The following is a 25,606-nucleotide window of genomic DNA, read 5'->3' as shown; positions in this document are numbered from 1 at the left end:
ATCTCGGGATCATCAACATGAAGCTTCATCATAAGCTGTTTGCCGGGCTCTGCCTTCTTGCCGGTTCATTGAATGCCTGCCTGCCTGCCCAGGCAGGCACCTTAAGCGCCCCCGTGCACGAAACGGCAAAACGCATTATCAGCCTGTCGCCCCATGCCACGGAACTGATATTTGCGGCCGGGGCAGGCAAACAGCTGATTGGGGTTGCCAAAAGCAGCAACTATCCCCCTGAAGTCAAAAACATGACTAACGTGGGCGACGGCCTGCGTCCAAATGCCGAATTATTGCTAAGCCTGAAACCCGACCTGATTGTGACCTGGTCTTCAGGTGGCCTGCCCGTGACAGGACTCAAACAGACTGAACGCATGGTGCCGATACTGTCTCTTCAACCAATAAAACTGGCGGATATTACGGCAGACCTGTTACAAATTGCCGGGCTGACCGGAACGCTGGAACAAACCCGCCACCAGGCCCATGAGCTGGAAGCCATCATCCAACAAACCCGCGATGAGTACAGCGCCCGTACCCCGGTACCCGTTTTCATTTTTCTGGGCAATTCCCCGCTATACACGCTGGGGGGTGGCCCTATCCAGAATGAAATGTTGCAGTTATGTGGTGCCTACAATATTTTTAACGACCTGAACAGCCCTTCGCCTATTGTCAGCCTGGAAAGCATTATGCAACGCCAACCCAAACTGATACTGGCTGGCGCTTCACATGAAAAAACAGCCGACGAAATACGGGACTTTTTCAATGACAAAGGGTTTTCATTTGCCCGTCAGGCAATCGTTACCCAACATCCGGATATTTTATTTCGTCCGACAGATCGCCTGATTCGTGCCCTGCCCGGACTTTGCCAGGCCATCGACCAGGCCCGCTCCCGTCTGCAGCCCTAACTCACCAGTTCAAGCTCTTCCTGTTCCAGCCTGTACTGGATGGCCTTGGCCGCCACCACCCCATCAGCCATGGAGGTGATAATGCAGGGATGGTGCCGGTTGGCGACTTCACCAATGGCATACACCCCGGACACATTGGTTTCTGCAGTATGCACATGGGTGTTGACATAGCCTTTTTCACTGCACGAAAGACCCAGGCTTTCCAGGCCATTGAGCTGAGCCTGCCAGCCATAAAAAACCATCACCACATCATACCTGTGTCCGTTAACGGTTCGGGTCAGCGGATCAAACACATACTCACCGGTATGAATCCGCTTTCGTGACAGGGATTCAAACCATTGTCTTTGCGCCCGGATATGACGGGCATAAATATCCACCGACAAAGCTCCTCTTTTTTGTGCAAAAATGGCGTTTTCAAAAGCGTTATCACCGCCTCCCAAGACGGCCACCCGCTTGTTGGCAAACTCATAGTTGGAAATGTGCCTGCCAGGCCCCACCAGGACATGGTCATATTTTTGATTGGCCAGCTCTTGCGGAAAGCGGGAGGTAACGCCACTGGCCACCACCACAAAACGCGACACCAGGGAATGCCCGTCAAAGAACACGCGAAACAGTCTTGGACAGACCGGCTTATCGTGCTTGCCCTCCTTTTTGAGCAAGGCATTAATCTGATCAGGGGCATCAATGATCTCTACCCTGTCGACCCGCATTTTCAAAAGCACAGGGACCCTGGCGCCATCCAGACTGCGCTTGATCTGCACCGCCACTTCTTCGCCGGTCAGGCCAGGAGCGGTGACATTCCAGGCATCTTCAAAGGGGTTATGCGCCGTCAGCCCCCCAACCTGTTCAGAGCCATCAAGAATTAACGGAGAAAAGCCCAAATGGGCAAGCCAGACAGCACATGAAGCACCTGCCGGGCCTGCACCAATCACAATCGCATCATAAACAACCGGTTGCATGCAGCCAAATCCTTTTTTCCATGAAAAATCAATGATTTTCTTTACCTTGAAAACCTTATTGCAGCCTCTTCAAATGAGATAACCACTACAATTAAGCCCTTGATAAATTGCAAAGAAAACGCTTTCTTCTTTGTCTCTACATATTAACCTTAATTCTATGTCAACTCGTCGTATATTCTTCTCCCGTCTTGCCCTTGATGCCCGCATTGGCATTCTTGAACATGAGCTGCGTGCCACCCAGCCCCTGCATATTGATGCAGAAATAGACATTCATGTACCCAGACAACTGAATGACAACGATATCAGCAGTGTTCTTGACTATCGCAAGCTGCGGGAAGCCATTATTGAAGAATGTACCCGTGCCCACGTGCACCTGGTGGAGTCACTGGGCGAAATGATTGCCAATCGTTTGCTGAAAGATTTCCCCGAGGTTCAAAAAGTCAGGCTCAGGATCAGCAAACCCATGGCTTTCGCCGATTGTGATGCGGTTGGCATTGAAGTTGTTACTGGACGATAAACATGAGTAACGAGCATCGTAGCGCTGCGGCCGAAAAAATCCGCATTGAAAACAATAAGCTGAGCAAACGTGTTATCCGTGAAGCCGGTACCGCTATTGTTGATTACAACATGATTGAAGATGGCGACAAAGTCATGGTTTGCCTTTCAGGAGGCAAAGACTCATACGGCATGCTGGATATTCTCATGACCTTGCAAAAGCGCGCACCGGTCAAGTTCGACATTATGGCCGTCAACCTGGACCAGAAACAGCCCGGCTTTCCCGAACATATTTTGCCCGAATACCTGACAAAGATAGGTGTTCCCTTTCATATTGAAAATCAGGATACCTATTCCATCGTCAAGCGTCTTATTCCTGAAGGAAAAACAACCTGCTCACTTTGTTCACGCCTGCGGCGCGGTATTTTATATCGTGTTGCCGATGAACTGGGTGCAACAAAAATTGCCTTGGGTCACCATCGGGACGATATTCTGGCCACCTTCTTCCTGAACCTGTTTTATGCGGCAAAACTTAAAACCATGCCCCCCAAACTGGTGTCAGACGATGGCAGGCATACGGTTATCAGGCCACTTGCCTATATTGCGGAAAAAGACCTGATTGCCTATGCCGAGATGAAGCAATTCCCCATCATTCCATGTAATCTGTGCGGTTCCCAGGAAAACCTGAAACGCCAGGAAATCAACCAGATGATCCGTGCCTGGGAAAAAGAAAGCCCCAAAAAAGTATGGAATATCTTCAAATCCCTGTCTGCGGTGGCACCCTCGCATTTAATGGACCGCCAGCTGTTTGATTTTGTTGGTCTCAAGCCAAGCGGACTGGCCGATGAAAACGGCGACAAGGCCTTTGATGCGGAAATTTTCCCGGATCTTGAGCCCGCAACCGAATTGCCTGATGACCCAATCCAGTCGGTCTCGCGCCATAAAACCATTTTCATGCAACCTCAATCTTAATTGTTCGCCTGCCATGATCAACCGTGAACTTAATCAGGCCCCTTTGGGAAAAGAAACGCAATACCCGGATCAATACGATCCGTCCCTCCTTTTCCCCATTGCCCGCACCATTGGCCGATCTCAACTGTCCTTGCAGCCACACCCTGCCTGGTACGGGGCCGACATCTGGAATGCCTATGAGCTTTCCTGGCTTAATCCAAAGGGCAAGCCGCAGGTGGCCATGGCCCGCTTCAGTTTTGATGCGGCCGCCCCCAACATCATTGAATCAAAATCTTTTAAACTTTATTTGAATTCATTCAACCAGACCCGGCTGAACACAAGCGAAAACCTGTTGGCCTGCCTGCAGACAGACTTGTCCGTGGCCAGCGGAGCACCGGTTTCAATCCAGCTTATCGAGCCCACCGATTTTTCTCAACAAACCATAGAAAACCTGGACGGGATACTAATTGACGAACTGGATGTCACTCCCGAAAAATATGAACCCGATGCCAGCCTGTTGCAATGCGATACCGACACCATCGTGCATGAAACCCTGGTTTCCAACCTGCTGAAATCCAACTGCCCTGTTACCCGGCAGCCCGACTGGGGCAGTCTGCAAATCAGTTATGAAGGTCCTGCCATCAACCATGCCAGCCTGCTGGAATACATTATTTCTTACCGCAATCATGACGGTTTTCATGAACAATGTGTGGAACAGATTTTCTGCGACATCATGAAACACTGCCAACCCGCCAAACTGTTTGTTTATGCACGCTATACCCGTCGGGGCGGGCTGGATATCAACCCCTGGCGCAGCACATCACCCATCCATGACCTCCCTCCCTCCCGCCAGGCCCGCCAATAAAAAACAGTAAGTACGCTGGCCAAATGGCTGGCGTATCTCGGTCACGCTGTTCTTTGACTTGCCAGCTTGCCTCTGCGCCAAAGTCTGCGCAAACCGATATTTACTTTTTGTTTCTTTTTAGCCTTGAAATTTTTTTTAATAATTGCCAGATGGGCATTTGATATACTTAAGGGATAAAAATGGGGTCGGGCAGTGATCAACAGCTGACCACAGCCCCATAACGGTCATTCAAAATAGGATTCACCATGGATTTCAGTGATGTACCTTTACACCTTGTTTTTGTCATCGGCATTATTATCGTTTTTATCGGTATCGGACTGAAAGACCATAATCCCGGCATTGTGGTCATGGGACTGGGGCTGATTATCATGATTTTCGTTATCCTTCGGAAAGCCATCGAAGTTTTCGGTTATTAAAGCAAAGCGCATAAATCACCTGTCATCATACTTCCGGGCCTGTCTGGTTTTATAGTGGCAACCCGGGTTTTCCTGCCATCAGAGTACCACATGAGCGCATCAAACAAAAAACCGTTCCTCCTCATCATCATTATCCTGGCTGCCATTGCGATTGGTGTCTATTACTGGAAACAGGCCGAGTCCAACAACCAGCTCGATGGTTTTATCAGCAGCAATGGCCGCATAGAAGCCACCGAACTGGATATTTCCAGCAAGCTTGCCGGACGCATCCAGGACATACTTGTCAATGAAGGTGACTTTATCAAGGCAGATCAACCCCTTGCCCATATGCAAATAGATGTCCTGAAAGCCCAGCTTGAACAGGCACAGGCAGAACACCAGCAGGCACTGAATAATGTCAATATCGCCAAGGTCCAGGTCGATGCCCGAGAAAGCGAATTGCTTGCCAGTCAGGCACTCATGGCACAGCGGGAAAGCGAATTTACCCTGGCCAAACAACGCCTGAGCAGAACCGAAACCCTGGCTGCCCGTGGTGCCACCCCCAAACAAACCCTTGACGATGACCGTGCCGCTGCTCGCAGTACCGAAGCCGGTCTGAATGCCGCCAAAGCCCAGGTCAATGCGGCACAGGCCGCTATCAAGGCAGCCAAAGCACAGGTAAGCGGGGCAGAATCAGCCGTTATTGCGGCAGAAGCGGCCATCAAGCGCATTCAGGCCGATATTGATGACAGCATCCTGAAATCCCCGCGCGACGGACGCGTTCAATTTCGTATTGCCCAGCCGGGTGAAGTGGTTGGTGGCGGTGGCAAAATCCTGAATGTCATCGACCTTAACGATGTCTACATGACCTTCTTCCTGCCTGAAACCGTGGCTGGCCGCATTGCCCTGGATACTGATGTGCATATTGTCCTGGATGCGGCACCCGAATATGTCATACCAGCCAAGGTTTCTTTTGTTGCCAGCTCGGCCCAATTCACGCCCAAAACCGTTGAAACGGCCAGTGAGCGCCAAAAACTCATGTTCCGTGTCAAGGCGCGCATTTCACCCGAGCTGCTGCAAAAGCATCTTGAACAGGTCAAGACCGGCCTGCCAGGTATGGCTTGGATAAAGCTTGACGCCAACAAGGAATGGCCAGAGCACTTAACTATCAAGCTGCCGGAGTAAACCCGTCATGAACGCACCGGTCGCCAGACTGCAATCGGTCAGCCTGCGTTATGGCAAAAAGCTGGCCCTGGACAATATCTGCCTGGATATCCCCGCAGGCATCATGGTGGGACTGATTGGCCCCGATGGAGTGGGCAAATCCAGTCTTTTATCCCTGATTGCCGGTGCCCGCGCCATTCAGTCAGGCCGTGTTGAGGTATTACAGGGCAGCATGGCCGAAGCGGCACACCGCACCCAAGTCTGTCCCCATATCGCCTACATGCCGCAGGGACTGGGCAAAAACCTCTATCCCACCCTTTCCATTGAAGAAAACCTGCAGTTTTTCGCCCGCCTGTTCGGTCACAATGAGCAAGAACGACGCAGGCGAATTGATGACCTTACCCGCAGCACCGGCCTGTATCCGTTTTTATCCCGGCCGGCCGGCAAACTTTCCGGAGGCATGAAACAAAAACTGGGTTTATGCTGTGCGCTCATTCACGACCCCAATTTATTGATTCTTGACGAGCCCACGACCGGTGTGGACCCACTTGCCCGCAAACAATTCTGGGACCTCATCAATCGCATCCGGCAAAACCGGCCGCAAATGAGTGTGATTGTTGCCACCGCCTATATGGAAGAGGCCGATCGCTTCGACTGGCTGATTGCCATGGACGATGGCAAGGTACTGGCCACCGGTACGCCCCATGAATTGCATGAAAAAACCGACTCCCGTTCTCTTGAGCAAGCTTTCATCAAACTGCTTCCCGAAGAAAAACGGGCCGAACATCATGACATCGTCATTCCACCCTTCAATAATGACAATGCGAATATTGCCATTGAAGCGCAAGACTTAACCATGCGCTTTGGCGATTTTGTGGCGGTTGACCATGTCAATTTCCGCATCAGGCAGGGTGAAATTTTTGGCTTCCTGGGTTCCAACGGCTGTGGCAAGTCAACCACCATGAAAATGCTCACCGGCCTGCTTGAGGCCTCTGAAGGCAAGGCATGGCTGTTTGGACAAGAAGTCAACCCCAAGGATATCGACACCCGACGTCGGGTCGGCTATATGTCGCAGGCATTTTCCCTTTACACGGAACTCACGGTAAAACAAAACCTGGTGTTGCATGCCCGCTTGTTCAAGGTTCCCGAGGCACAAATCCCGGCACGTGTTGAGGCCATGATTCAGCGCTTTGATCTGGGCGATGCCATTGATGCACTGCCAGACAACCTGCCCATGGGGGTACGTCAGCGCCTGTCGCTGGCCGTTGCTGTGGTTCACGGCCCCGAATTATTGATCCTTGATGAACCTACCTCGGGCGTGGATCCCGTTGCACGGGACCTTTTCTGGCAACTCATGATAGACCTGGCCCGCAAGGACGGGGTCACTATTTTTATTTCCACCCACTTCATGAATGAGGCCGAACGATGCGACCGGATCTCTTTCATGCATGCGGGCAAGGTTCTGGTTAGCGGTACACCGGCAGAACTGGTGCGCCAACGCGGCACCCAGACGCTGGAAGACGCATTTATTGCTTACCTGGAAGATGCGGTTCGTGAGACCGAAACAGGCAAAAGCCCGTCCCCTGCACCAGAACCCGAAACACCGGCCCAGACCACCAACCCGGAACCAACCAGAACAAATGGCTTCAGTTTTTCAAGGGCCTTCAGCTATACCCTGCTGGAAACCCTTCAGTTGCAACGTGATCCCGTGCGCAGAACCCTTGCCCTGCTTGGTACTGCCATCCTCATGTTCATTATGGGTTATGGCATCAGCATGGATGTCGAGGATCTGACCTTTGCCGTCCTGGACCGTGACCAAACCACCCTAAGCCAAAACTATACGTTGAACCTGGCAGGTTCTCGTTACTTCATTGAAAAGCCGCCCATCAAGGACTATGCCGATCTTGACCGGCGCATGCGCAGTAACGAAGTGGTGCTGGCCCTGGAAATTCCACCTGGTTTCGCCCGTGATCTCAAACAGGGGAAAAACGTACAGATTGGCGCCTGGATAGATGGCGCCAATCCGCAGCGGGCGGAAACCGTTCAAGGTTATGTGCTTGGCATGCATCAGGGCTGGTTGTCTACCATGGCTACCGAGCGACTGGGCATCGACCCCGCCAGTACAGTACCGGCCTCCATCCAAACCCGTTTCCGCTATAACCCCGATGTAAAAAGCCTGCCTGCCATGGTACCGGCCGTTATTCCCCTCTTGCTGCTCATGATTCCGGCCATGCTTTCCGCCCTCTCGGTGGTAAGAGAAAAAGAACTGGGATCAATTATCAATCTTTACGTAACACCCGTTACCCGCAGTGAATTCCTGCTGGGCAAACAGGTTCCTTACATTATTCTGGGCATGATGAACTTCCTGCTCATGGCTTTTCTGGCCATTACTGTTTTCGATGTCCCCATCAAGGGTAATTTCCTGGCGCTTTTGCTGGCCGCTTTCCTGTATGTCCTGTTCGCAACCGGCGTGGGCCTGTTTGCCTCCACATTCACGAAAAGCCAGATTGCCGCCATGTTCTTCACCATGGTCGGCACCTTACTGCCTGCCATCCAGTTTTCGGGACTGCTGAATCCGGTTTCTGCCCTGGAAGGGTTTGCCGCATTCATTGGCAACATTTTCCCAACCACCTATTTTCTCATGATCAGCCGGGGGATCTTTAACAAGGCACTCGGCTTTCAGAATCTGATCACGTATTACTGGCCCATGCTGGCCGGTGCCATCGTGATTCTACTGCTGTCCATTATCTTGCTAAAGAAACAGGACACCTGAGCATGGCCAATTTTAAAAATATTTATCGGCTGGGTATCAAGGAGTTCTGGAGTCTCATCAGAGACCCGATCATGCTATTCCTGATTATCTACACCTTTACCGTTTCAGTTTACACCGCAGCCACAGCCATGCCGGAAACCCTGCATGGTGCACCGATAGCCATTGTTGATGAGGACCGCTCCCCCTTGTCTGGCCGCATTGTCAGTGCCTTTTTCCCGCCGCGGTTTACGCACCCAGAAATGATCTCCATCAATGAAATGGACTCTGGCATGGATGAAGGCCGGTTTACCTTCGCCCTTAATATCCCCCCTGATTTCCAAAAAGACGTGCTGGCCGGTAAACAACCGGAAATCCAGTTGAATGTGGATGCCACCCGAATGTCACAAGCCTTTACCGGGAGCAGTTATATCCAGCAAATTGTCAACAGCGAAGTCAACGAATTTGTCCAAGGCTATAAAGCCACTGAAACTCCCATGGTTGATTTGGCCATACGGATGCGTTTTAATCCAACGCTTGAGCGCTCCTGGTTTGGTTCTTTAATGGAAATCATCAACAGCATCACCATGCTTTCCATCATCCTGACCGGTGCCGCACTTATCCGTGAACGTGAACATGGCACCATCGAACACCTTCTGGTCATGCCTGTGACACCAGCCGAAATCATGCTCTCCAAAATCTGGTCAATGGGCCTGGTTGTACTGGTCGCATCCGCCTTTTCACTTCAGATCGTTGTCCAGGACTGGCTCAGCGTCCCCATTGAGGGCTCAATCCTGCTGTTTCTTGCCGGTGCCTCCCTGCACCTGTTTGCCACCACCTCAATGGGCATATTCATGGCCACACTCTCTCGCAATATGCCGCAGTTCGGGCTATTAATGGTGCTGGTACTGCTGCCCTTACAAATGCTTTCAGGTGCCAGTACACCCCGGGAAAGCATGCCGCAGTTTGTCCAGGACATCATGCTACTGGCGCCTACCACGCACTTTGTCTCACTGGGTCAGGCCATTCTTTATCGTGGTGCAGACTTTCAGGTCGTATGGCCCCAATTCCTGTCATTGTTTATTATTGGTCTGGTCCTGTTCCTGTTCTCGCTTAACCATTTCCGGAAAATGCTTAGCCAAATGTCCTGAAGTTATCTTGCCCTTGACCTGATGACGGTGGCAGATGACTTGTTCAGACCCGCCACAACGCGACCGGACTCAGACTGTATTTTCAAACTGGGTCCGCAACATTTCAAAAATATGCAAAACCAATGGATTGATCGTGTCTTTGCGCGTCAACAAACGGTACGTCACCAAAGGTAATGCCGGCAAACCCTCCGACTCGGCCAAAACCCTCATATCAGGCCCCAGAAACTCGACACTGCGGGCCGTTACACCCAACCCGGCCCGAACAGCCGCCTTGATCCCCGCCAAAGAGGGGGCCAGATAGTTAATACGCCATTGCGTCTGGCTTTGCGCAAGTGCAGTTAATGCAAGTCGCCGGAAAATACTGGGTTCATCCGCCAGAATCAAAGGCAAAGTAGCGCCCCGGCTAAAAGGAAAATCCGCCGCGCATATCCACACCGTTGGAGAGGTACGCACCACAAAACTGCTCAATCCCGGTGCATCGCGTGTGGAAATGGTCATGTCTATATCACCGGAGGCCAGCAAGTCCATCAAGGCGGGACTGCGGTCAACCTGGATATCCAGCTTCACTTTAGGTGCATGACGCGCTATATGGGTAAGCACGATTGGCAAAATCGTATCCGCCACATCAAAGGTCGCGCCAAAACGGATATGCCCTTCCACTTGCTGCTGCCCCAGTGTGCGCAAGACCTCATCATTGATCGCCAGTAAACGCCGCGCATACATGGCCAGTTGTTTGCCTTGAGCCGTCAGTTCCCGGTGCCTGCCCCGTTTCTCAAATAACGGATACCCGATCTGGGATTCCAGTCTTTGCATTTGCTGGCTGATGGCCGATTGTGTCTTGAACAATACGGCTGCCGCACCGGAAAATGTATTAGTTTTTTCGACAGTAACCAGCGTGCGCAATAAACCCAGATCCAGGTTATTCATAGGGAATAGTAATATGAAAAATCATTAATAAAAGAAAATACAGGATTGTATCCATTAGGATAGCTAATATATTAACCAAGAATTTTAATTAGTCAATGTACGGGGAAATTACTATACTTTATAAAAATCACAGGAGAACCGCTCATGAACAACAACAATGGCAAACAAAATGCCATCAACGCTTTTATCACACTGGCCAAACAGCAAACAACACCGGAACCCAATCGTCAAGGCCTGGAATCCGTGCGTGAAGGCCTGATCAAACTGGCCGCCCATAAAGACTGGTGGTCAGAAGCAGACTATCCCGCACCCGAAGGCGAAGAGTTGCAAGCCCGCTATTTAATTCATTCAGAACCTGACAACAGCTTTGCCCTGTATCTAAATGTGATGAAGCCTGGCAAAAAAATCGTGCCGCATAACCATACAACGTGGGCCTGTATTGCTGCCGTAGAAGGCACCGAAAGCAACTATTTGTACGACCGTACCGATGATGGCAGCATTAGCGGAAAAGCAACGCTCGTTCAAACTGCCATTAAAAGCATAGGTCCCGGTGAAGGAATCGCCTTAATGCCTGACGACATTCATGCCGTTCGCATTGAAGACAGCCAGATCCGCCACCTGCATATGTATGGCAAGGCACTGGAAACACTTACCGAAAGACTGGCCTTTGATGTGGAAAACAATACCTGCAAAATCATGGATATCGGTGTCAAAACCCGTCAGGGCAACTGAACCCGACAGCTCCATTCACGTCCAGCCTCACCGCTATTTAAACAATGAAAACAATCGATGCCAAACTGCTGAAAAGCTGGATTCATGATGAACATGAAATCGCCGTACTGGATATCCGTGAACACGGCCAATACGGCGAGAACCACCTTTTCTTTGCTGTTTCTTTACCCTATAGTGTGCTTGAACTTCGCGTCGGGAGACTTGTCCCTCGTAAAAACACGCGTATTGTTATTTACGCAGACCATACCGGTGAAGCAGTCGTGAAGGCTGCTGCCAGGGCTTTACAACGACTGGGCTATACGCATGTTCATATCCTGCAAGGAGGCATCCAGGCTTGGCAAGCAGCTGGATACGCCACCTTTGCCGGGGTCAATTTACCCAGTAAAACGTTTGGAGAACTGGCAGAACACATTTACCAAACGCCGCATATCAGCGCCAGGCAATTGCATGAACGGATACAATCCGCACCGGCAAGCCTGGTAATCCTGGATGGCCGACCCATACCGGAATACCGGAAAATGAACATACCGGGATCCATCTGCTGCCCTAACGGAGAGCTTGCCCTGCGCGCCCGTCAAATCGCCCCTGATCCCTCAACAACTATCATCATCAATTGTGCGGGGCGTACACGCAGCATTATCGGTGCCCAGACCCTGATCAATCTTGGCATTCCCAACCCCATTTATGCACTTGAAAACGGCACCCAGGGGTGGTATTTGTCAGGCTATGAACTGGAGCACCAGTCAAACAGGCTTTATCCGGAAAAAATCAACCCGGAATTACTTGCCGAAGCCAGACAAAGCGCACATCATCTGATCCAACAATTCGAGCTACAAAGCATTTCATGCCAGCAATTAAAAATCTGGCAAGAAGAAACAAATCGCACAACATACCTGTTTGATGTGCGTACCGCCCAGGAATTTGAGGAAAGCCGGTTATCATCCGCTATACGGCATGCCCCAGGAGGGCAGTTGATTCAGGCAACCGACGAATATATTGGCGTCAGGAAGGCCCGCATCGTTTTAGCCGATTTTGACCAGGTCAGGGCACCTGTTATCGCCAGCTGGCTCAAACAGCTGGGCTGGGAGGTCTATCTATTGCCAGAAACCGATAAATTGGCAACATTAGCGGTACCAATGGATGAAGCCCTTGCCTTGGTACATCCCCAAACACTTTCTCCCCAGGAAACCATTAACTTCATCAAACAGTATCCTCAAGCAAGTATCCTGGACAGCAGATCCAGTATGCAGTTCCGTTCTGTTCATTTAAAGCAAGCGCAGTGGGTCATTCGTCCCACCTTGTTCAAACATGTTCCGCTTGATAAACAAACGCCTGTCCTGTTACTGGGTACGGGCGATGATATAACGGCATTATTGGCCACTGATATGGTCAATGCAGGGTATCAGAATATTCAGCAGACAATATTTGACCCTTCTGTTTTTGAGGTGGCTGGCCTAAGCCTGGAAAAACAAAGCAACAACCCACCCGATGCGGAATGTATTGATTTCCTGTTTTTTGTACATGACAGACATCACGGCAACAAAGAGGCTGCCAGAAAATATCTGGAATGGGAAACCAATCTTGTATTGCAAATTGATGAAGAAGAAAGAGATACTTTTCGTTTATTATCATTGCCAGCAAACAGCAAACAGCAAACCTTCAAAGTTACGGTGGGGTAAACCACCCCGTCAGGCTTTGCCTGCCCCCCCTCCACAATTTTTATGCCTGCCATTAGCGCCTTCCTCCTCGTTCCCATGCTCCGTGGTAACGCATGAGCCTATCCTTTGACGCGCTCCATGGCAGCAAAGCGGCCCACGAATCGAGCGGGCAATAAAAAATGTCAGCTGTCAAGCTTATTGTGCAACCGGACAGCAGCACTAAAGGCTATATGGGGCAATGAGTTAGGCTAGATTCCAGCCGCCGTGCGTACTTGGCGTCCTACGTGCCAGGTGCCACATGGGGGCATCGCGACAGCAAGCCTGAGAGCACTGCAGCGGACGGGTCAGTTCATGACCAACTCACTTCTTACCCGCCATCATATGCCTCCATGCCTGCGTCGGCCCCAAAAAAAGCGAAAGCGCAGCCGTTGGCTGCGCTTTCGTGTAAGGGATGATGGGTTTCAACCTGCTAGGTTGATTTCTGCGGCACCTGCTTTGGGGAAGTACCTCTCCTGAATCCTCGATCCCCCGCCATGAATGCCTCTAGCATGTGCGGGATCAGCGTCGCCGCATCGACCGTCTCGCCATAAGTCTGCGCATGCAGCGCGGCGTAGCGGTCGAGGTCCGCCTTGAGGCTGGTCGGACATGTGAAGGTTAGCTTGACGCTCTCGGTCTTGGGCAGCGGCCCCAGCCGTAGCTTGCGCGTGGTGTTCATCGTGAAATCCCCCGATTGAAGAACAGCGGCTGATAGGGCCGCAGCACCAGATCCCGGTTGACGATAATGCGCACCGGCAGGCCCGGCCGCTCCGTCAACGTGGGCTGGATGTTGAGGTTGCGCCGGGTCATCTCTTGGCCAACCTGATTCACGCTGTCCTGCAAGCTGTTGCGCCCGGCGTTGATGACGCGATCGCCGTTCTGACGGTTCTCCGGCGCGGCCAGTTCGGCACCGACGCCCAGCAGCGTCGTCAGCGCAGCACCGGCGAAGATGCGATCCCAATGCCAATCGACACCATCCTCCAGTCCGGAGTTACCGGCGGGGTCGGCACCGGCTAGGTTGTCCAGCGTCAGCGAAGACGTGTCAGGCAGGATGATCCTGTTCCACACCACCTGCACCCGGCTTTGCCCGTAGCTCACCTGGCTGTTGTAGCGGCCGAGGATGCGCGAACCCTGCGGGATCAGTACGAACTTGCCGGTGGCCGTGTCGTAGACCGGCTCCGTCACCGTGGCGATCACGTCGCCCGGCAGATCGGACTTGATACCCGTGACCAGGGCACCCGCGATCACGGTGCCGGCCATGACCTGGTACGGCGAAGTCGGCGTTTTCAGATTCCCAGAATTACGGGTTTCCGTGGAGCCGGCTTTCAGGAACGCCTCTTTCTGCTCCTGCCGGTTCTGCACGGCGGTCGGATCGACTGGTTGAGCCGCTGCCGAAGCCGGCCCGGCAGCCATCGGATCGAAGCCCGCAAGGCCAGACGCGGAACTGGCCGTGGCCACCTGCGTTGGCCCAGCAGCGGCGCGCTGATTGCTGGATCGGAAGAACACCGATGCGCCCGCCGCCGCTTCCGCTTCCTTGTGCTGGGCGTCGTGCTCGGCATTTGCCGGAGCGTGGCCGGGTGGCGAGTAAGTCGGTGCCACAGGCTGCTGCGATTTCACGATGGCTGGCCCCAAGTCGCCCGGCAGCGGCGGCCCCAGCTCGGGTACTTGGGGAGGCAAAGCTCGCGGAAGCTTGGAGTAATCGGTCGGAAGCTGGTCCAGCCCTTCCGAGCGCGAAACACGATCCACGTTGTAAAGCTCGGCCTGTTCGCCTGCACTGCGTTTGTGCGGTTGCAGCGACCACATGGTTGCCCCCAGCACGGCCACGGCGAGCCCGCCGGCCAGGACTGCCAATGTGCGCCGGTTCAAGCGCGTCACCGGGCGCGGCTGGGCGCGTAGTGCCACGTTCTCTGGCGCGACCTTCGGGGCGGCGTCGGGAACGGGCATTTCCGGGGTGTCGTTCTGGCTCATGGTCAGTTCCCCCGCGCTGCGCCCACGACTCCATCCGTGCGCTCGATGCGCACCACTTCGCCGCCATCGCTTCCCTTTCCACCGCCCAGGCGCAACTCAGCCGCGCCGAACAGCCGATCCACGATGTAGTACGGCGAGCGGAAACGGTAGTTCACCAGTTGCCCATCGCCCTGAGCGCCGATCACGAACAGCGGCGGCAGCTCGCCTTGCGCGATGCCCGGTGGGAACTGGATATAGACCTTCTCGCCGTCGTCGAAGGCGCGCAGCGGCTTCCACGGCGGCGTGCTGCCGCTGATGGCGTAGCGGAAACGAATCCTCTCCAGCGACAGGCCGCTATCGACCAGTGCGGTCGCCTGCGCGGCCTGTGCCTGCCGTTGTAGGGCGAGCATCCGATCTTTCGGGTACTCCCACGACACCGAAGCCATCCAGGCGCGTTCGGTCGAGGTCAGCTCGATCAGGTAGGTGCGCCGACTGGTGGTGATGACCAGATTGGTCTTGAGCCCCGAGCGGATCGGCTTCACCAATACGCTGACACGCAGCGCGTCACCTGTACCGCTGGAGGTGTCACCGACAATCCAGCGCACCGTGTCGCCGGCGGCGACCGTCACCAGTTCCTCGCCGGGTTGGAGAGAGATGACCGTTACCCGCCCCGGCGCCGCATAGACCTGATACAGCGCACCATCCGTGAAGGGCCAGACCTGGATGGCGTTGACGTAGCCCTCGCGCGTGGGCGCGATGCGCGCCTCGGCATTGGCACGCGAGACGCGGAGTTTCTCGTCGGCGGGCTCAGGTGCCGTCTTGGCCTCGATGCTCTCCAGAGGCTTCATCTGCGCCGGCATCGGCAACACCTTCGGTACTTCTACCACTTCAATCGGCTTGGGTGGTTCGGGCTGCGGCTGGGCCTGCACCGGCTCATCGAGCGAGATGATCGGCGGTGGCGTGCCCTTCGTGGCGCAGCCCTGCAACGACAGTGCAGAGGCTGCAAGCGTCAACACAAGGGCGTAAAAGCGGAAAGACGGGTTCATGGCTTGGCTCCTTCGGCGGCATCGAGTTCGCGGCTCCACGACAGTCCGTTGACGTAGATGCCCAATGGGTTCTTGCGCAACCGCTGCTCGGTGCGCGGGGTTTGCAGGACGGTGGAAATCACGGCGTTCCAGCGCTCGGTGCCGGCCGGCGCGCCGTTGGCGAAGCGCTGCTCGGTCCAGCGCACGTTGAAAGACGCGTCGCTGGCGCGCACGACGCTGGTGATCTGCACCGTGACCGACTCCTTGCCGACGCGGGCGAACGGGTCATGGGTGCGGGCGTACTCGTTGAGCACGCCCGCGCCGCGATCGGTGGTGTAGTCGTAGGCATCGAGCCAGTTCTGCCGCAAGACGATGGGATCGATGGACAGCGAACGAACCAGCACGACGAAGTGAGCCAAGTGATAGGCAATCTGGGCATCGTTCGGCCGGTACGGTGTGGCGGCTTCGCCGACCGCCCGAACTTGGCCGGCCTGATCCACTTCCACCACGAAGGGCGTGACGATGGACTGGGCCGAGCGCCAGACCAAGCCACCCGCCATCAGCAGAGCAAGCACCAGACAACCGAAGGCCATCAGCCGCCAGTTCTTTGCCTGCACGCGGACCGAGCCGATGCGCTCGTCCCACACCTGGGCGGCGGATTGGTAGGGAGTGGCAGGCTGCGGCGTATCGGCATAGCGCACCTGCGGTCGTTTGAATCGCATGGGTTGTTCTCCTTGTGAATGGCTTCAATCGTCGGAACTGTTCAAACTCGGGCCGCTACTCGAACCACCGCCGTCGCCTCCGCGCAGCGTGTGGGCGGCGGTCGTAGCGGCATGGCTGATCTGCTGGCGGCGGTGCAGGCGTTTGGCCCAAGCGGGTTGCGCCTGTTGCTGCGGATCGGCAGCGCCGGAATTGGCTTCGCTGGCAGCGGATTGGCCTGATGCGGCAGCGCCTCCAGGTGTCGGCCCTGCCTCATCGGAACGGAAAGCGGATGCCGCGCGCTCCTTGAGCGAGCGCATCCCGGCGGCGGCCTTTTGGCCGACAGCTTGCGCGCCGGTCTTGGCAACGTTGCCCACGCCGGCAGCGGCACCCTTGAGGCCACCGCCGGCTGCTGTGGAACCCGCTTGATAAGCGGATCGCGCACTGCTTGCGGTCGAGGCCGCAGCACGCGCACCGCTGGCGGCCGCTTTGGCGGCGACAGGTGCCATGCGCGCCCCAGCCACCACCGCGCTGCCCACGCCCGTCGCGGCAGCACCAACCGCGACGGCTGTACCGGCTGCGCCCATTGCTGCTCCCGCCATCGCACCCGCGCCAAGCTGCGGCGCTCCAGACACCAGGCCGGTGGCGATGCCGGGGCCGAAGATGCCGAGTGCCAGCATGGCGAGCGAGGCCAGCATCACCACCAGTGCGTGGTCGACGGATGGCTCATTGGGCGTGACCTGGAACTCGGCGAACAGCCCTGTGCCAATGCCCACGATCACGGCCAGCACCAGCACTTTGATGCCCGAGGACACCACGTTGCCGAGCACCTTTTCAGCGAGAAAGGCGGTCTTGTTCCAGAGTGCGAACGGCACCAGCACGAAGCCAGCCAGCGTGGTCAGCTTGAATTCGATCAGCGTAACGAAGAGCTGCACCGCCAGCACGAAGAAGCTGATGATGACGATCAGCCAGGCGAGGAACATCACGACGATAGGTGCGATGTTGATGAACACCTCCGGGAACCCGGCCATCTCGCTGATCTGCTGCAGGATGGGCGCAGCCGCGTCGATACCGGTCTTGGCGAGACGCCCCGGCTGCAGAAAGGTCGCCATGCTCATGGTCGAACCTGAGGCCGTCAGTCCCAGGCCGGCGAAGGATCGGAACACGATGCCGGAGAGCCAGTTGAAGTTGCCGATGATGTAGGCGAAGGCGCCGACGTAGAGCACCTTGCGCAGGAGCTTGGCCATCACGTCTTCGCCCTGACCGGTGGCATGACCCAGTGCCCAGTACAGGCCAGCCAGGGTCATGTCGATCGCTACCAGCGTCGCGGTCAGAAAAGCGACTTCACCGTGCAGCAGGCCGAACCCCGAATCGATGTACGTGGAGAAGACGTTGAGGAAACGGTCGATGACGGAGACGTCGTTCATGGCCGCGTCCGTCAGTTGCCGTAGAAGTTCACGGACTGCGGCGTGTACGCCGTGCCGCTACCGAGGAAGCGGCGCGTCACCTCGCGCCCACGCTCGACGGCGGCAGCTTGCCGAGCCAGCTCCAGCGAGGCCGCACGCCCCTGCGTGAGCTGGAGCTGCTGGGTCTGAATGGACTGCTTGGCTTGCAGGGCCAAGAGCTGATTGGTGGCCTGCATGGCCTGCAAGGCGCCGGTGGCCGATTGACTCTGGTCGACCAGATCGGCCAGCACACCCTCATCCTGGTTCAGGTTTTGCGACACCTGCGCCTGCATGCGCATGGCGGTCTGCAAGCCCTGCAGCGTGTTCTGCCAGCGCTGATGCGCATCCTGGAACATCTGGTTGCCGCTTACGCTGGCGGCATACTGCTCCGGGTACAGTTGCGCAAATTGCTGGTCCATGTTCTGGATGTCGAAGGCCAGCCCCCGCGCCTGGGCGATCAGTTGCCGTGTCGTATCCAGATTGGATCGTAGGCGGTTGACCACGTTGAACGGCAGGCTCGCGAGGTTGCGCGCCTCGTTCATCAAGGACTGCGCTTCGTTCTGAAGCTGCTTGATCTGGTTGTTGATCTGCTCCAGCGTGTGCGCGGCAGTCAGGATGTTCTGGGCCAGATTCGTGGGGTCGATGACGACCCATTGCGCGTGTGCGACGGGCATGGCACCGATCAAGGCGGCAACAGCGACGGCAAGAAGACGTTTTTTCATGGCAAAACCTCCAGAGGTTGGGAAGCAAGGAAAGACGCGGCCAAGGGGGCGGACGGCAACAGGTCGGCCGCCCAATCGAGGCCGTGATGGCGCAGCCAGGCACCCGCGAAGCCCGGTGCTCCGGCATCGCGCAGCACGCTGTCGATGGCGCGCTGGTCCTGGGGTGTCGAAGCGCCCGCAAAGGCGAGCGTGACCGGCCCGAGGTCAAGATCGAACAGACGATTGCCCAGACGCGACTGGTAGTAGTAGTCGCGCTTGGGCTGGGCGGTGGCAACAATCTCGATTTGCCGGCTGTTCAGCCCGAAGCCCTCGTAAATCGTGCGGATCTGCGGTTCAGTGGCCTGCGGGTTGGGCAGGAAGATGCGGCTGGCGCAGCTCTCGATGATCGCGGGCGCGATGGTCGAGTCCTTGATGTCGGCCAGCGACTGCGTGGCAAAGATGACGCTGACGTTCTTCTTGCGCAGCGTCTTGAGCCACTGGCGAATGCGCGCCGCGAACACCGGGTCATCCAGGAACAGCCAGGCTTCATCGAGGATCAGCAGCGTCGGCGCGCCGTCAAAACGCTCATCGAAGCGCGCGAACAAATAGCTCAGCACGGCTAGCACTGCGGCCTTGCTGTGCATCAGTTCCTCCATCTCGAAGCCCTGAACGTCGCCCACGCCCAGCCGGTCGCTATCGGCATCGAGCAGCTTGCCGTGAGCGCCGCCGAGCACGTAGGGCGCGAGCGCCTGGCGCAGCACGTTGGATTGCAGCAGCACCGACAGGCCAGTGAGCGTGCGTTGCTCCACGGGCGCACCCGCGAGACTGCCGAGCGCCGACCAGATGGCCACCTTTTCATCGGGGCCGATTGCAATGCCTTCATGTCGCAGGCGGCCTTCGACCCACTCGGCCGCCCAGGTGCGGTAGCCCTCGCGGCCGATGCGGGCGAGTGGCTGAAACGCGATCGAACCGTCCGCGCCCAGGTCGTAGTGCTCGCCGCCCAGGCCGAGAATGGTGGCGCGCATCGAGCGCCCCATGTCGAAGGCGAAGATGCGTGAGCCGGGATAGCGGCGGAACTGCATCGCCAGCGTGGCGAGCAGAACCGACTTGCCCATGCCGGTCGGGCCGGCCACTAGCGTATGCCCCACGTCGCCAATATGCGTCACCAGCCGGAACGGCGTCGCACCCTCGGTACGGGTGACGATCAGCGGCGGCCCGTCGAGGTGGTCGTTCTTCTCCGGCCCGGCCCACACCGCCGATACCGGCATCAGGTGCGCGAGATTCAGCGTCGAGACGATGGGCTGACGCACATTGGCGTAGGCATTGCCAGGCACCGACGATAGCCAGGCCTCCACGGCGTTCAGCGTCTCCGGGATCGTCACGAAACCACGGCCCTGGATGACGCGCTCCACCATCCGCAGCTTTTCATCGGCCGCGTTGGCGTCGGCATCCAGCACGGTCACGGTCGCGGTGACGTAGCCGAAGGAGACTTGATCGCTGCCCAACTCCTGCAAGGCCGCGTCCGCGTCGGCTGACTTGTTGCTGGCATCGGTATCGACCAACGGGCTTTCCTGCTGGAAGATGGTTTCGCGCAGCAGCGCGAGGACGTTCTTGCGCTTGGCGAACCACTGCCGGCGCAGGCGGCCCAGCTCCTTTTCGGCCTCCGCCTTGTCCATGCACAGGAAGCGCGTGCTCCAGCGGTAGGCGAAGCCCAAGCGGTTGAGGTCGTCCAGAATTCCCGGCCAGGTCGAGGTTGGGAAGCCACGGACTGTCATCACGCGCAAGTGCTGGTCGCCCAGCATGGGCGCGAGGCCGCCGACCAGCGGCGCATCGGCCAGCAGCGCATCGAGATGAAATGGAACTTCCGGCACCGCTAGCGGATAGCGACGCGTCGAGACGGTCGCATGTAGGTAGGTCAGCGTCTGACTGTCGTCGAGCCAGTTGATCTCCGGCATCACGCCATCCAGCAGGTCGTAGATGCGGTCGGTTTCCGCGACGAAGGCCAACAGGCGTTCGCGCCAGTCCACACCTTGCGTGGGCGTGTTTTCGTAGAGCAGCTTGGCTGCGCGGGCGCGGGATTCTTCCGCTGGCAGGTATTGCAGCGTAAGGTGATAGCCACTCTCGAAGTGGTTGCCCGACTCCTCGAAATTGGCGCGCCGCTCCTCGTCCACCAGCCAGGACAAAGGTTCCGGGAAATCCGAGTGCGGATAGTCCGCCGCCGGTCGGCGTTCGGCTTCGACGAACAGCGCCCAGCCAGAGCCGAGCCGACGCAGTGCGTTGTTCAACCGTGCAGTGGTGGCAATCAGCTCGCCCTGTGTTGCACTGTCCAGATCCGGCCCACGAAAGCGCGCCGTGCGCTGGAAACTGCCATCCTTGTTGAGCACCACGCCCGGCGCGACCAGACCGGCCCAGGGCAGCCAGTCGGCGAGCAAAGCCGGGCGCTGGCGGTATTCGGCGAGGTTCAGCATGGCAAAGCCCTCACACGTCCAGCAGCGGTTTGTGTTTCAGGTGCGTGGCAAACACCTGCATGAACTGCGGATCGACGCGCGCGCCCCACATCGCCAGCGAGTGGCCGACGATCCAGAGCACCAAGCCTGGAATCCACAGTTGAAGCCCTAAGCCCACGGCGGCGGCCAACGTGCCGTTGGCAATCGCCACGGTGCGCGGCGCACCGCCTAGCAGGATCGGTTCGGTCAGCGAGCGATGCAGCGGAATCTCGAAGCCCGGCAGGTCGTTGGCCGTGCTCATACGACGGCCCCGCCGGAGAAGCTGAAGAACGACAGGAAGAAGCTAGAAGCCGCGAACGCGATGGACAGACCGAACACGATCTGGATCAGCTTGCGAAAGCCTCCTGACGTGTCGCCGAACGCCAGCGCCAGGCCCGTCGAAATGATGATGATGACCGCGATGATCCGAGCCACCGGCCCCTGGATGGAGTCAAGGATGGATTGCAACGGCCCTTCCCAGGGCATTGAGGAGCCGGCCGCCTTCGCGGTGCCGGCCATCGTCAGCATCGCGGCGGCCAACAACAGGCCGTGATAGGCGGGCTCGGCCAGCCGCCGCAGGCGAGCGGGGATCGAAGCCGGATTTACGGAAAAGCGGAAAGCATGAGCGTGCGTCATGGCAGTTCTCCAGAGTGGTTGGGGGACGGGGAAGGAACGATGGAAGACAGCGGCAGCAGCTCTGGAAACGGTGTTTCCAATACATCCGCCAAGCGATAGCCCGTGCCGTCGAAGCCGGCGACACGGGCGATAGTTTCGATGCGGCGTTTGCGACCGCGACCGGCAATGAAGACGACGACGTTCACCGCCTCGGCGATCAGTGCGCGCGGCGGGTTGACCGCGACTTCGAGAACCAACTGCTCCAGGCGCAGCAGTGCGCCCAGCGCGGAGCCGGCATGAATGGTGGCAATGCCACCGGGGTGACCGGTGCCCCACACCTTCACAAGGTCCAGAGCCTCGCCTCCACGCACCTCGCCGACGACCACGCGGTCGGGGCGCAGCCGCATCGTGGCGCGCACCAGCTCGGTCATGGAAACCACGCCCGCTCGCGTACGCAGCGGCACGTGGTCGCGTGCAGCACATTGCAGCTCGATGGTGTCTTCGAGCACCAGCACGCGGTCGCCGGTGATGGCGATCTCGGCGAGCAAGGCGTTCGCCAGCGTCGTCTTGCCAGTGCTGGTGCCGCCGGCGATCAGGATGTTCTGCCGCTCCCGCACCGCATGGCGCAGGAACTCAGCCTGTGGTGCGGACAGGATGCAGTCGGCCACATAACGATCCAGGCCGATGATGTTTACGGCGCGTTTGCGTAGCGCGAAGGCAGGCCCCGGTGCAGCGGGCGGCAGGATGCCCTCGAAGCGTTCGCCCGTCTCAGGCAATTCGGCAGTCAAGAGCGGTTGGCCGCGATGAACTTCCGCACCAACGTGCGCTGCGACCAGCCGGATGATGCGTTCGCCGTCCTCCTCGGATAGCTCCACGCCCAATGGTGCGCGACCGGAGGACAGACGATCCACCCACAGGGACCGGTCGGGATTGAGCATGATTTCCACCACGTCCGGGTCTTCCAGCGCGGCGGCGATTACTGGTCCCATGGCCGTGCGCAGCATGCGGATGCGCCGGTCGAGCGACGTGGTGGCGAAGGATTCGGATTGCGCGCTCATGAGGCACGCTCCTGGGCTTCGGCCAACGCCGCCGCTTCGTCCAACCGCGCAGAGTCGGGTTGAAGTTCCTCCACCACGTCACGCACCAGACTGCGCCCTCGCAGCAGGTGGCGGCCGAGCTGTTCGACGAACTGCTCGAAGCGCGCCTTGCCTTGGGCGCGGGCTGCTTCCTGGTGTGCTTCGGGGACAGGTGTGCTGACAGTCAGGAAGTAGCGAACGAATAGCGCCAGCGTCTCGATCTCGATGTTCTGGTCGCGCTCCAGTCGCTCGAATTGGCGCGTCAGCCGATCAAGTCGCTTGGCGATGGCCGCCTCACGCTGATCGCCCGCATCCGGTGACAGCCAGGACGCCAGTGCCGCCGCGACGATAGACGACTTGGATACGCCTTTCTTGGCGGCCAGTTCGTCCAGACGCTTGGCATGTTCGGGCGGAATGAACAGGTTGAGGCGGTATTGGCTCATAGCTGAATTCCGTCGTCAGGGTCGAGGGATGCCAGCCGGGCCGTGCGTTGCATGGCCGGGTCGAGCTGGTGGGGAAGTGGCAGCGGCAAGTCGTCGTCATCAAGCAGCGCCAGGTCATTGCTGACAGGCTCCTGTTCGGGGTGGTATTCGGCGACTTCGGATAGCTCTGGCTGACGGCGCGGGCCACCGTCATCGGCGGTGCTGGCTTCGCTATCGGCCAGGGTCGCGGTGGCGGGTGCGGTTGGTACGGAGGGGATTGCCAGACCACTCCAGTCGTCGGGCTGCCGAGGCGGTGCGTCGGCGTAGCGGCGGGCTGCGAGCGCGGGCGGCGGCAGTACGCGCCGCTTGAAGTTCACGTCGGCGTAGTAGCGCAGCTTCTTCGCCTTGATCGGTGCCACGCTGGACACCATCACCACGGCCTCGTCCGGCGGGAGTTGCATCACCTCGCCGGGCGTCAGCAACGGGCGCGCCGTTTCCTGGCGCGACACCATGAGATGCCCAAGCCATGGAGCCAGCCGATGACCGGCGTAATTGCGCTGCGCGCGCAGCTCGGTCGCCGTGCCCAGTGTTTCGGAAATGCGTTTGGCGGTGCGTTCATCGTTAGTGGCGAACGTCACCCGGACATGGCAGTTGTCGAGGATGGAATGGTTCTGACCGTAGGCTTTGTCGATCTGGTTGAGCGACTGGGCGATCAGAAAGCTGCGGATGCCGTAGCCTGCCATGAACGCCAGCGCCGTCTCGAAGAAGTCGAGTCGGCCCAGCGCCGGAAACTCGTCGAGCATCAACAGCAGCTTGTGGCGGCGCGCGATGCCGTCGCTGCCGTCCAGCGATTCGGTCAGGCGTCGGCCGATCTGGTTGAGGATCAGGCGCACCAGCGGCTTGGTGCGGCTGATGTCCGAAGGTGGCACGACCAAGTACAGCGATACCGGATGCTCTGCTGAAATCAGATCAGCAATGCGCCAATCGCAACGCGAGGTGACTTCGGCCACAGTGGGGTCACGGTACAGGCCGAGGAAGGACATGGCCGTGGACAACACGCCTGAGCGTTCGTTGTCGCTCTTGTTGAGCACTTCGCGCGCGGCCGAGGCGACGACAGGATGTGGTGCATCGCCCAGGTGCCGCGTCGTCATCATCCGGTGCAGCGTCAGCTCGAACGGACACGCCGGGTCGGACAGGAAGTTGGGACGCCGCGCAGCGTCTTGTCTTCGCCCGCATAGAGCACATGTAGGATGGCGCCGACCAGTAAGGCGTGCGAAGTCTTCTCCCAGTGGTTGCGGCGCTCCAGCGCACCTTCGGGATCGACCAGGATGTCGGCGATGTTCTGCACGTCGCGCACTTCATGCGCGCCGCGCCGAACCTCCAGCAGCGGGTTGTAGGCGGCCGATTTGGGATCGGTGGGGTTGAACAGCAGGCAGTGTGAGAAGCGCGAACGCCAGCCGGCGGTGATGGACCAGTTCTCGCCCTTGATGTCGTGGATCACGGTGGACGCGGGCCAGGACAGCAGCGTGGGCACCACGAGACCAACCCCCTTGCCGGAGCGCGTCGGAGCGAAGGTCAGGACGTGTTCGGGGCCTTCGTGACGAAGGTATTGCCCGTCATGCAGGCCGAGGAAGACCCCGGTCGGCTGATTCAGACCGGCTTTGCGGATGTCGGTGGCATCGGCCCAGCGCGCTGAGCCGTAGGTCGTGACCAGCTTCGATTGCCGTGATCGCCATACCGACATGCCGATGGCAACCACGACGGCAACCAAGCCGCTGCCGCCTGCAATCGCTCCGCCAATGTTGAAGATGCGGGGCGCATAGGCATCGAAGAAGAACCACCACTCGAACAGCCGCCAAGGGTGATAGACCGGCGTGCCGAAGAAATCGAACCAGGGCGAGCCAAGGCGTAGCTGGTAGCCCAGGGCGGCGGCTGTCCATTGTGTGGCGCTCCACACACCGGCGATCACAATGCCGAAAACAACGGCGATTTGCCCGAACAGCACACTCTGACCTTGCATTCTGGCCTCCGATCTCTCCCAATGTGGCAAGTGGCACGAAGACGTGCCGTTGTCATCAGGATCGGAGGTGGAACAAGGCCGGTCAAAGACCGTTATCGGGACAAAGATGCCTTAAAAAGCATCAATGCGTGCAGGAGCGAAGCCAGTAAAAATGCCGCAAGCAATAGCGCGTTGCGGCATGTCGAGAAAATA

23 protein-coding genes and 1 pseudogene are annotated in these 25,606 nt (G+C 57.6%); 10 read left to right on the top strand and 14 right to left on the bottom strand.

Annotated features, from left to right (window positions below):
• Positions 1-17 precede the first annotated feature (17 nt).
• Positions 18-896, top strand: coding sequence for an ABC transporter substrate-binding protein (locus HCX92_RS04325; RefSeq protein ID WP_169293705.1), 879 nt, complete (start codon positions 18-20; stop codon positions 894-896).
• On the opposite strand, the gene HCX92_RS04320 is transcribed toward HCX92_RS04325, so the two are convergent.
• Positions 893-1,855, bottom strand: a complete 963-nt coding sequence (locus HCX92_RS04320) for an NAD(P)/FAD-dependent oxidoreductase (protein WP_169293704.1) — start codon at positions 1,853-1,855, stop codon at positions 893-895. The two genes, HCX92_RS04325 and HCX92_RS04320, sit on opposite strands and share 4 nt — an antisense overlap.
• A gap of 157 nt (positions 1,856-2,012) precedes the next feature.
• Between HCX92_RS04320 and folB the strand changes: the two genes are divergently transcribed.
• The 7 genes from folB (at position 2,013) to HCX92_RS04285 (ending at position 9,625) form a co-directional block, all read left to right on the top strand.
• Positions 2,013-2,372 carry a dihydroneopterin aldolase gene (folB, locus tag HCX92_RS04315; protein ID WP_169293703.1) on the top strand — a complete coding sequence of 120 codons (360 nt, stop codon included), beginning with the start codon at positions 2,013-2,015 and terminating at the stop codon, positions 2,370-2,372.
• A 2-nt stretch (positions 2,373-2,374) separates the two neighbouring features.
• Positions 2,375-3,322 carry a tRNA 2-thiocytidine(32) synthetase TtcA gene (ttcA, locus tag HCX92_RS04310; protein ID WP_169293702.1) on the top strand — a complete coding sequence of 316 codons (948 nt, stop codon included), beginning with the start codon at positions 2,375-2,377 and terminating at the stop codon, positions 3,320-3,322.
• Positions 3,323-3,335: 13 nt separating this feature from the next.
• A complete protein-coding gene (queF, locus tag HCX92_RS04305) occupies positions 3,336-4,166 on the top strand; it encodes an NADPH-dependent 7-cyano-7-deazaguanine reductase QueF (RefSeq protein WP_169293701.1) in 831 nt (276 codons plus the stop codon).
• Positions 4,167-4,411: 245 nt separating this feature from the next.
• On the top strand, positions 4,412-4,582 hold the full coding sequence (locus HCX92_RS04300; protein WP_169293700.1) for a hypothetical protein: 171 nt from the start codon (positions 4,412-4,414) through the stop codon (positions 4,580-4,582).
• 90 nt (positions 4,583-4,672) lie between these two features.
• Positions 4,673-5,746 carry an HlyD family secretion protein gene (locus HCX92_RS04295; RefSeq protein WP_169293699.1) on the top strand — a complete coding sequence of 358 codons (1,074 nt, stop codon included), beginning with the start codon at positions 4,673-4,675 and terminating at the stop codon, positions 5,744-5,746.
• A 7-nt stretch (positions 5,747-5,753) separates the two neighbouring features.
• Positions 5,754-8,498 (top strand): ribosome-associated ATPase/putative transporter RbbA, encoded by a 2,745-nt coding sequence (gene rbbA, locus HCX92_RS04290; protein ID WP_169293698.1) that lies wholly within the window; start codon positions 5,754-5,756, stop codon positions 8,496-8,498.
• Positions 8,499-8,500: 2 nt separating this feature from the next.
• Complete coding sequence (locus HCX92_RS04285; RefSeq protein WP_169293697.1) at positions 8,501-9,625, top strand: ABC transporter permease; 1,125 nt, start codon at positions 8,501-8,503, stop codon at positions 9,623-9,625.
• 69 nt (positions 9,626-9,694) lie between these two features.
• Here the strand turns inward: HCX92_RS04285 and HCX92_RS04280 are convergent, their stop codons facing one another.
• Positions 9,695-10,552, bottom strand: coding sequence for a LysR substrate-binding domain-containing protein (locus tag HCX92_RS04280; protein ID WP_169293696.1), 858 nt, complete (start codon positions 10,550-10,552; stop codon positions 9,695-9,697).
• Between the two features lie 144 nt (positions 10,553-10,696).
• Here HCX92_RS04280 and HCX92_RS04275 point away from each other — a divergent pair, with 144 nt between their 5' ends.
• Positions 10,697-11,284: a cysteine dioxygenase family protein gene (locus HCX92_RS04275; RefSeq protein ID WP_169293695.1), complete on the top strand. Its 588-nt coding sequence runs from the start codon at positions 10,697-10,699 to the stop codon at positions 11,282-11,284.
• 44 nt (positions 11,285-11,328) lie between these two features.
• A complete protein-coding gene (locus tag HCX92_RS04270; protein ID WP_169293694.1) occupies positions 11,329-12,963 on the top strand; it encodes a rhodanese-like domain-containing protein in 1,635 nt (544 codons plus the stop codon).
• Between the two features lie 448 nt (positions 12,964-13,411).
• Here the strand turns inward: HCX92_RS04270 and HCX92_RS04265 are convergent, their stop codons facing one another.
• The 12 genes and pseudogenes from HCX92_RS04265 to HCX92_RS04210 all read right to left on the bottom strand — a co-directional run bounded on the left by HCX92_RS04265 (position 13,412) and on the right by HCX92_RS04210 (position 25,414).
• Entirely contained in the window at positions 13,412-13,657 is a 246-nt protein-coding gene (locus HCX92_RS04265) for a DUF2274 domain-containing protein (RefSeq protein ID WP_169293693.1), read from the bottom strand.
• Entirely contained in the window at positions 13,654-14,946 is a 1,293-nt protein-coding gene (locus HCX92_RS04260; RefSeq protein WP_169293692.1) for a TrbI/VirB10 family protein, read from the bottom strand. The genes HCX92_RS04265 and HCX92_RS04260 overlap by 4 nt, the downstream gene beginning before the upstream one ends.
• A gap of 2 nt (positions 14,947-14,948) precedes the next feature.
• The gene (gene trbG, locus HCX92_RS04255; protein ID WP_169293691.1) at positions 14,949-15,971 is read right to left on the bottom strand and encodes a P-type conjugative transfer protein TrbG; all 1,023 of its coding nucleotides are present in this window, start codon (positions 15,969-15,971) and stop codon (positions 14,949-14,951) included.
• The gene (gene trbF / locus HCX92_RS04250) at positions 15,968-16,672 is read right to left on the bottom strand and encodes a conjugal transfer protein TrbF (protein ID WP_169293690.1); all 705 of its coding nucleotides are present in this window, start codon (positions 16,670-16,672) and stop codon (positions 15,968-15,970) included. The genes trbG and trbF overlap by 4 nt, the downstream gene beginning before the upstream one ends.
• A 24-nt stretch (positions 16,673-16,696) precedes the next feature.
• Positions 16,697-18,076 (bottom strand): P-type conjugative transfer protein TrbL, encoded by a 1,380-nt coding sequence (trbL, locus tag HCX92_RS04245; RefSeq protein ID WP_169293689.1) that lies wholly within the window; start codon positions 18,074-18,076, stop codon positions 16,697-16,699.
• An 11-nt stretch (positions 18,077-18,087) separates the two neighbouring features.
• Positions 18,088-18,816, bottom strand: coding sequence for a P-type conjugative transfer protein TrbJ (trbJ, locus tag HCX92_RS04240; protein WP_169293688.1), 729 nt, complete (start codon positions 18,814-18,816; stop codon positions 18,088-18,090).
• A complete protein-coding gene (gene trbE, locus HCX92_RS04235) occupies positions 18,813-21,263 on the bottom strand; it encodes a conjugal transfer protein TrbE (protein WP_169293687.1) in 2,451 nt (816 codons plus the stop codon). The genes trbJ and trbE overlap by 4 nt, the downstream gene beginning before the upstream one ends.
• A gap of 10 nt (positions 21,264-21,273) precedes the next feature.
• The gene (locus tag HCX92_RS04230) at positions 21,274-21,543 is read right to left on the bottom strand and encodes a VirB3 family type IV secretion system protein (RefSeq protein WP_024110176.1); all 270 of its coding nucleotides are present in this window, start codon (positions 21,541-21,543) and stop codon (positions 21,274-21,276) included.
• On the bottom strand, positions 21,540-21,917 hold the full coding sequence (locus tag HCX92_RS04225) for a TrbC/VirB2 family protein (protein WP_169293686.1): 378 nt from the start codon (positions 21,915-21,917) through the stop codon (positions 21,540-21,542). The genes HCX92_RS04230 and HCX92_RS04225 overlap by 4 nt, the downstream gene beginning before the upstream one ends.
• Positions 21,914-22,954: a P-type conjugative transfer ATPase TrbB gene (gene trbB / locus HCX92_RS04220; protein ID WP_169293685.1), complete on the bottom strand. Its 1,041-nt coding sequence runs from the start codon at positions 22,952-22,954 to the stop codon at positions 21,914-21,916. Before trbB ends, HCX92_RS04225 begins: the two co-directional genes overlap by 4 nt.
• Complete coding sequence (locus tag HCX92_RS04215) at positions 22,951-23,415, bottom strand: ribbon-helix-helix protein, CopG family (RefSeq protein WP_169293684.1); 465 nt, start codon at positions 23,413-23,415, stop codon at positions 22,951-22,953. Before HCX92_RS04215 ends, trbB begins: the two co-directional genes overlap by 4 nt.
• Positions 23,412-25,414 (bottom strand): annotated as a pseudogene (locus tag HCX92_RS04210) (conjugal transfer protein TraG). The gene HCX92_RS04215 and the pseudogene HCX92_RS04210 overlap by 4 nt, the downstream one beginning before the upstream one ends.
• Positions 25,415-25,606: the final 192 nt, after the last annotated feature.

This window comes from Advenella sp. EE-W14 (assembly GCF_012923605.1).
Lineage (GTDB): Bacteria > Pseudomonadota > Gammaproteobacteria > Burkholderiales > Burkholderiaceae_B > Advenella > Advenella alkanexedens.
This window is presented reverse-complemented; position numbering and strand designations above follow the sequence as displayed.

Excerpts from the sequence above, each read along its gene's own strand:
- HCX92_RS04325 (WP_169293705.1), top strand. The coding sequence starts at position 18 with ATGAAGCTTCATCATAAGCTGTTTGCCGGGCTCTGCCTTCTTGCCGGT.
- HCX92_RS04320 (WP_169293704.1), bottom strand. The coding sequence starts at position 1,855 with ATGCAACCGGTTGTTTATGATGCGATTGTGATTGGTGCAGGCCCGGCA.
- folB (WP_169293703.1), top strand. The coding sequence starts at position 2,013 with ATGTCAACTCGTCGTATATTCTTCTCCCGTCTTGCCCTTGATGCCCGC.
- ttcA (WP_169293702.1), top strand. The coding sequence starts at position 2,375 with ATGAGTAACGAGCATCGTAGCGCTGCGGCCGAAAAAATCCGCATTGAA.
- queF (WP_169293701.1), top strand. The coding sequence starts at position 3,336 with ATGATCAACCGTGAACTTAATCAGGCCCCTTTGGGAAAAGAAACGCAA.
- HCX92_RS04300 (WP_169293700.1), top strand. The coding sequence starts at position 4,412 with ATGGATTTCAGTGATGTACCTTTACACCTTGTTTTTGTCATCGGCATT.
- HCX92_RS04295 (WP_169293699.1), top strand. The coding sequence starts at position 4,673 with ATGAGCGCATCAAACAAAAAACCGTTCCTCCTCATCATCATTATCCTG.
- rbbA (WP_169293698.1), top strand. The coding sequence starts at position 5,754 with ATGAACGCACCGGTCGCCAGACTGCAATCGGTCAGCCTGCGTTATGGC.
- HCX92_RS04285 (WP_169293697.1), top strand. The coding sequence starts at position 8,501 with ATGGCCAATTTTAAAAATATTTATCGGCTGGGTATCAAGGAGTTCTGG.
- HCX92_RS04280 (WP_169293696.1), bottom strand. The coding sequence starts at position 10,552 with ATGAATAACCTGGATCTGGGTTTATTGCGCACGCTGGTTACTGTCGAA.
- HCX92_RS04275 (WP_169293695.1), top strand. The coding sequence starts at position 10,697 with ATGAACAACAACAATGGCAAACAAAATGCCATCAACGCTTTTATCACA.
- HCX92_RS04270 (WP_169293694.1), top strand. The coding sequence starts at position 11,329 with ATGAAAACAATCGATGCCAAACTGCTGAAAAGCTGGATTCATGATGAA.
- HCX92_RS04265 (WP_169293693.1), bottom strand. The coding sequence starts at position 13,657 with ATGAACACCACGCGCAAGCTACGGCTGGGGCCGCTGCCCAAGACCGAG.
- HCX92_RS04260 (WP_169293692.1), bottom strand. The coding sequence starts at position 14,946 with ATGAGCCAGAACGACACCCCGGAAATGCCCGTTCCCGACGCCGCCCCG.
- trbG (WP_169293691.1), bottom strand. The coding sequence starts at position 15,971 with ATGAACCCGTCTTTCCGCTTTTACGCCCTTGTGTTGACGCTTGCAGCC.
- trbF (WP_169293690.1), bottom strand. The coding sequence starts at position 16,672 with ATGCGATTCAAACGACCGCAGGTGCGCTATGCCGATACGCCGCAGCCT.
- trbL (WP_169293689.1), bottom strand. The coding sequence starts at position 18,076 with ATGAACGACGTCTCCGTCATCGACCGTTTCCTCAACGTCTTCTCCACG.
- trbJ (WP_169293688.1), bottom strand. The coding sequence starts at position 18,816 with ATGAAAAAACGTCTTCTTGCCGTCGCTGTTGCCGCCTTGATCGGTGCC.
- trbE (WP_169293687.1), bottom strand. The coding sequence starts at position 21,263 with ATGCTGAACCTCGCCGAATACCGCCAGCGCCCGGCTTTGCTCGCCGAC.
- HCX92_RS04230 (WP_024110176.1), bottom strand. The coding sequence starts at position 21,543 with ATGAGCACGGCCAACGACCTGCCGGGCTTCGAGATTCCGCTGCATCGC.
- HCX92_RS04225 (WP_169293686.1), bottom strand. The coding sequence starts at position 21,917 with ATGACGCACGCTCATGCTTTCCGCTTTTCCGTAAATCCGGCTTCGATC.
- trbB (WP_169293685.1), bottom strand. The coding sequence starts at position 22,954 with ATGAGCGCGCAATCCGAATCCTTCGCCACCACGTCGCTCGACCGGCGC.
- HCX92_RS04215 (WP_169293684.1), bottom strand. The coding sequence starts at position 23,415 with ATGAGCCAATACCGCCTCAACCTGTTCATTCCGCCCGAACATGCCAAG.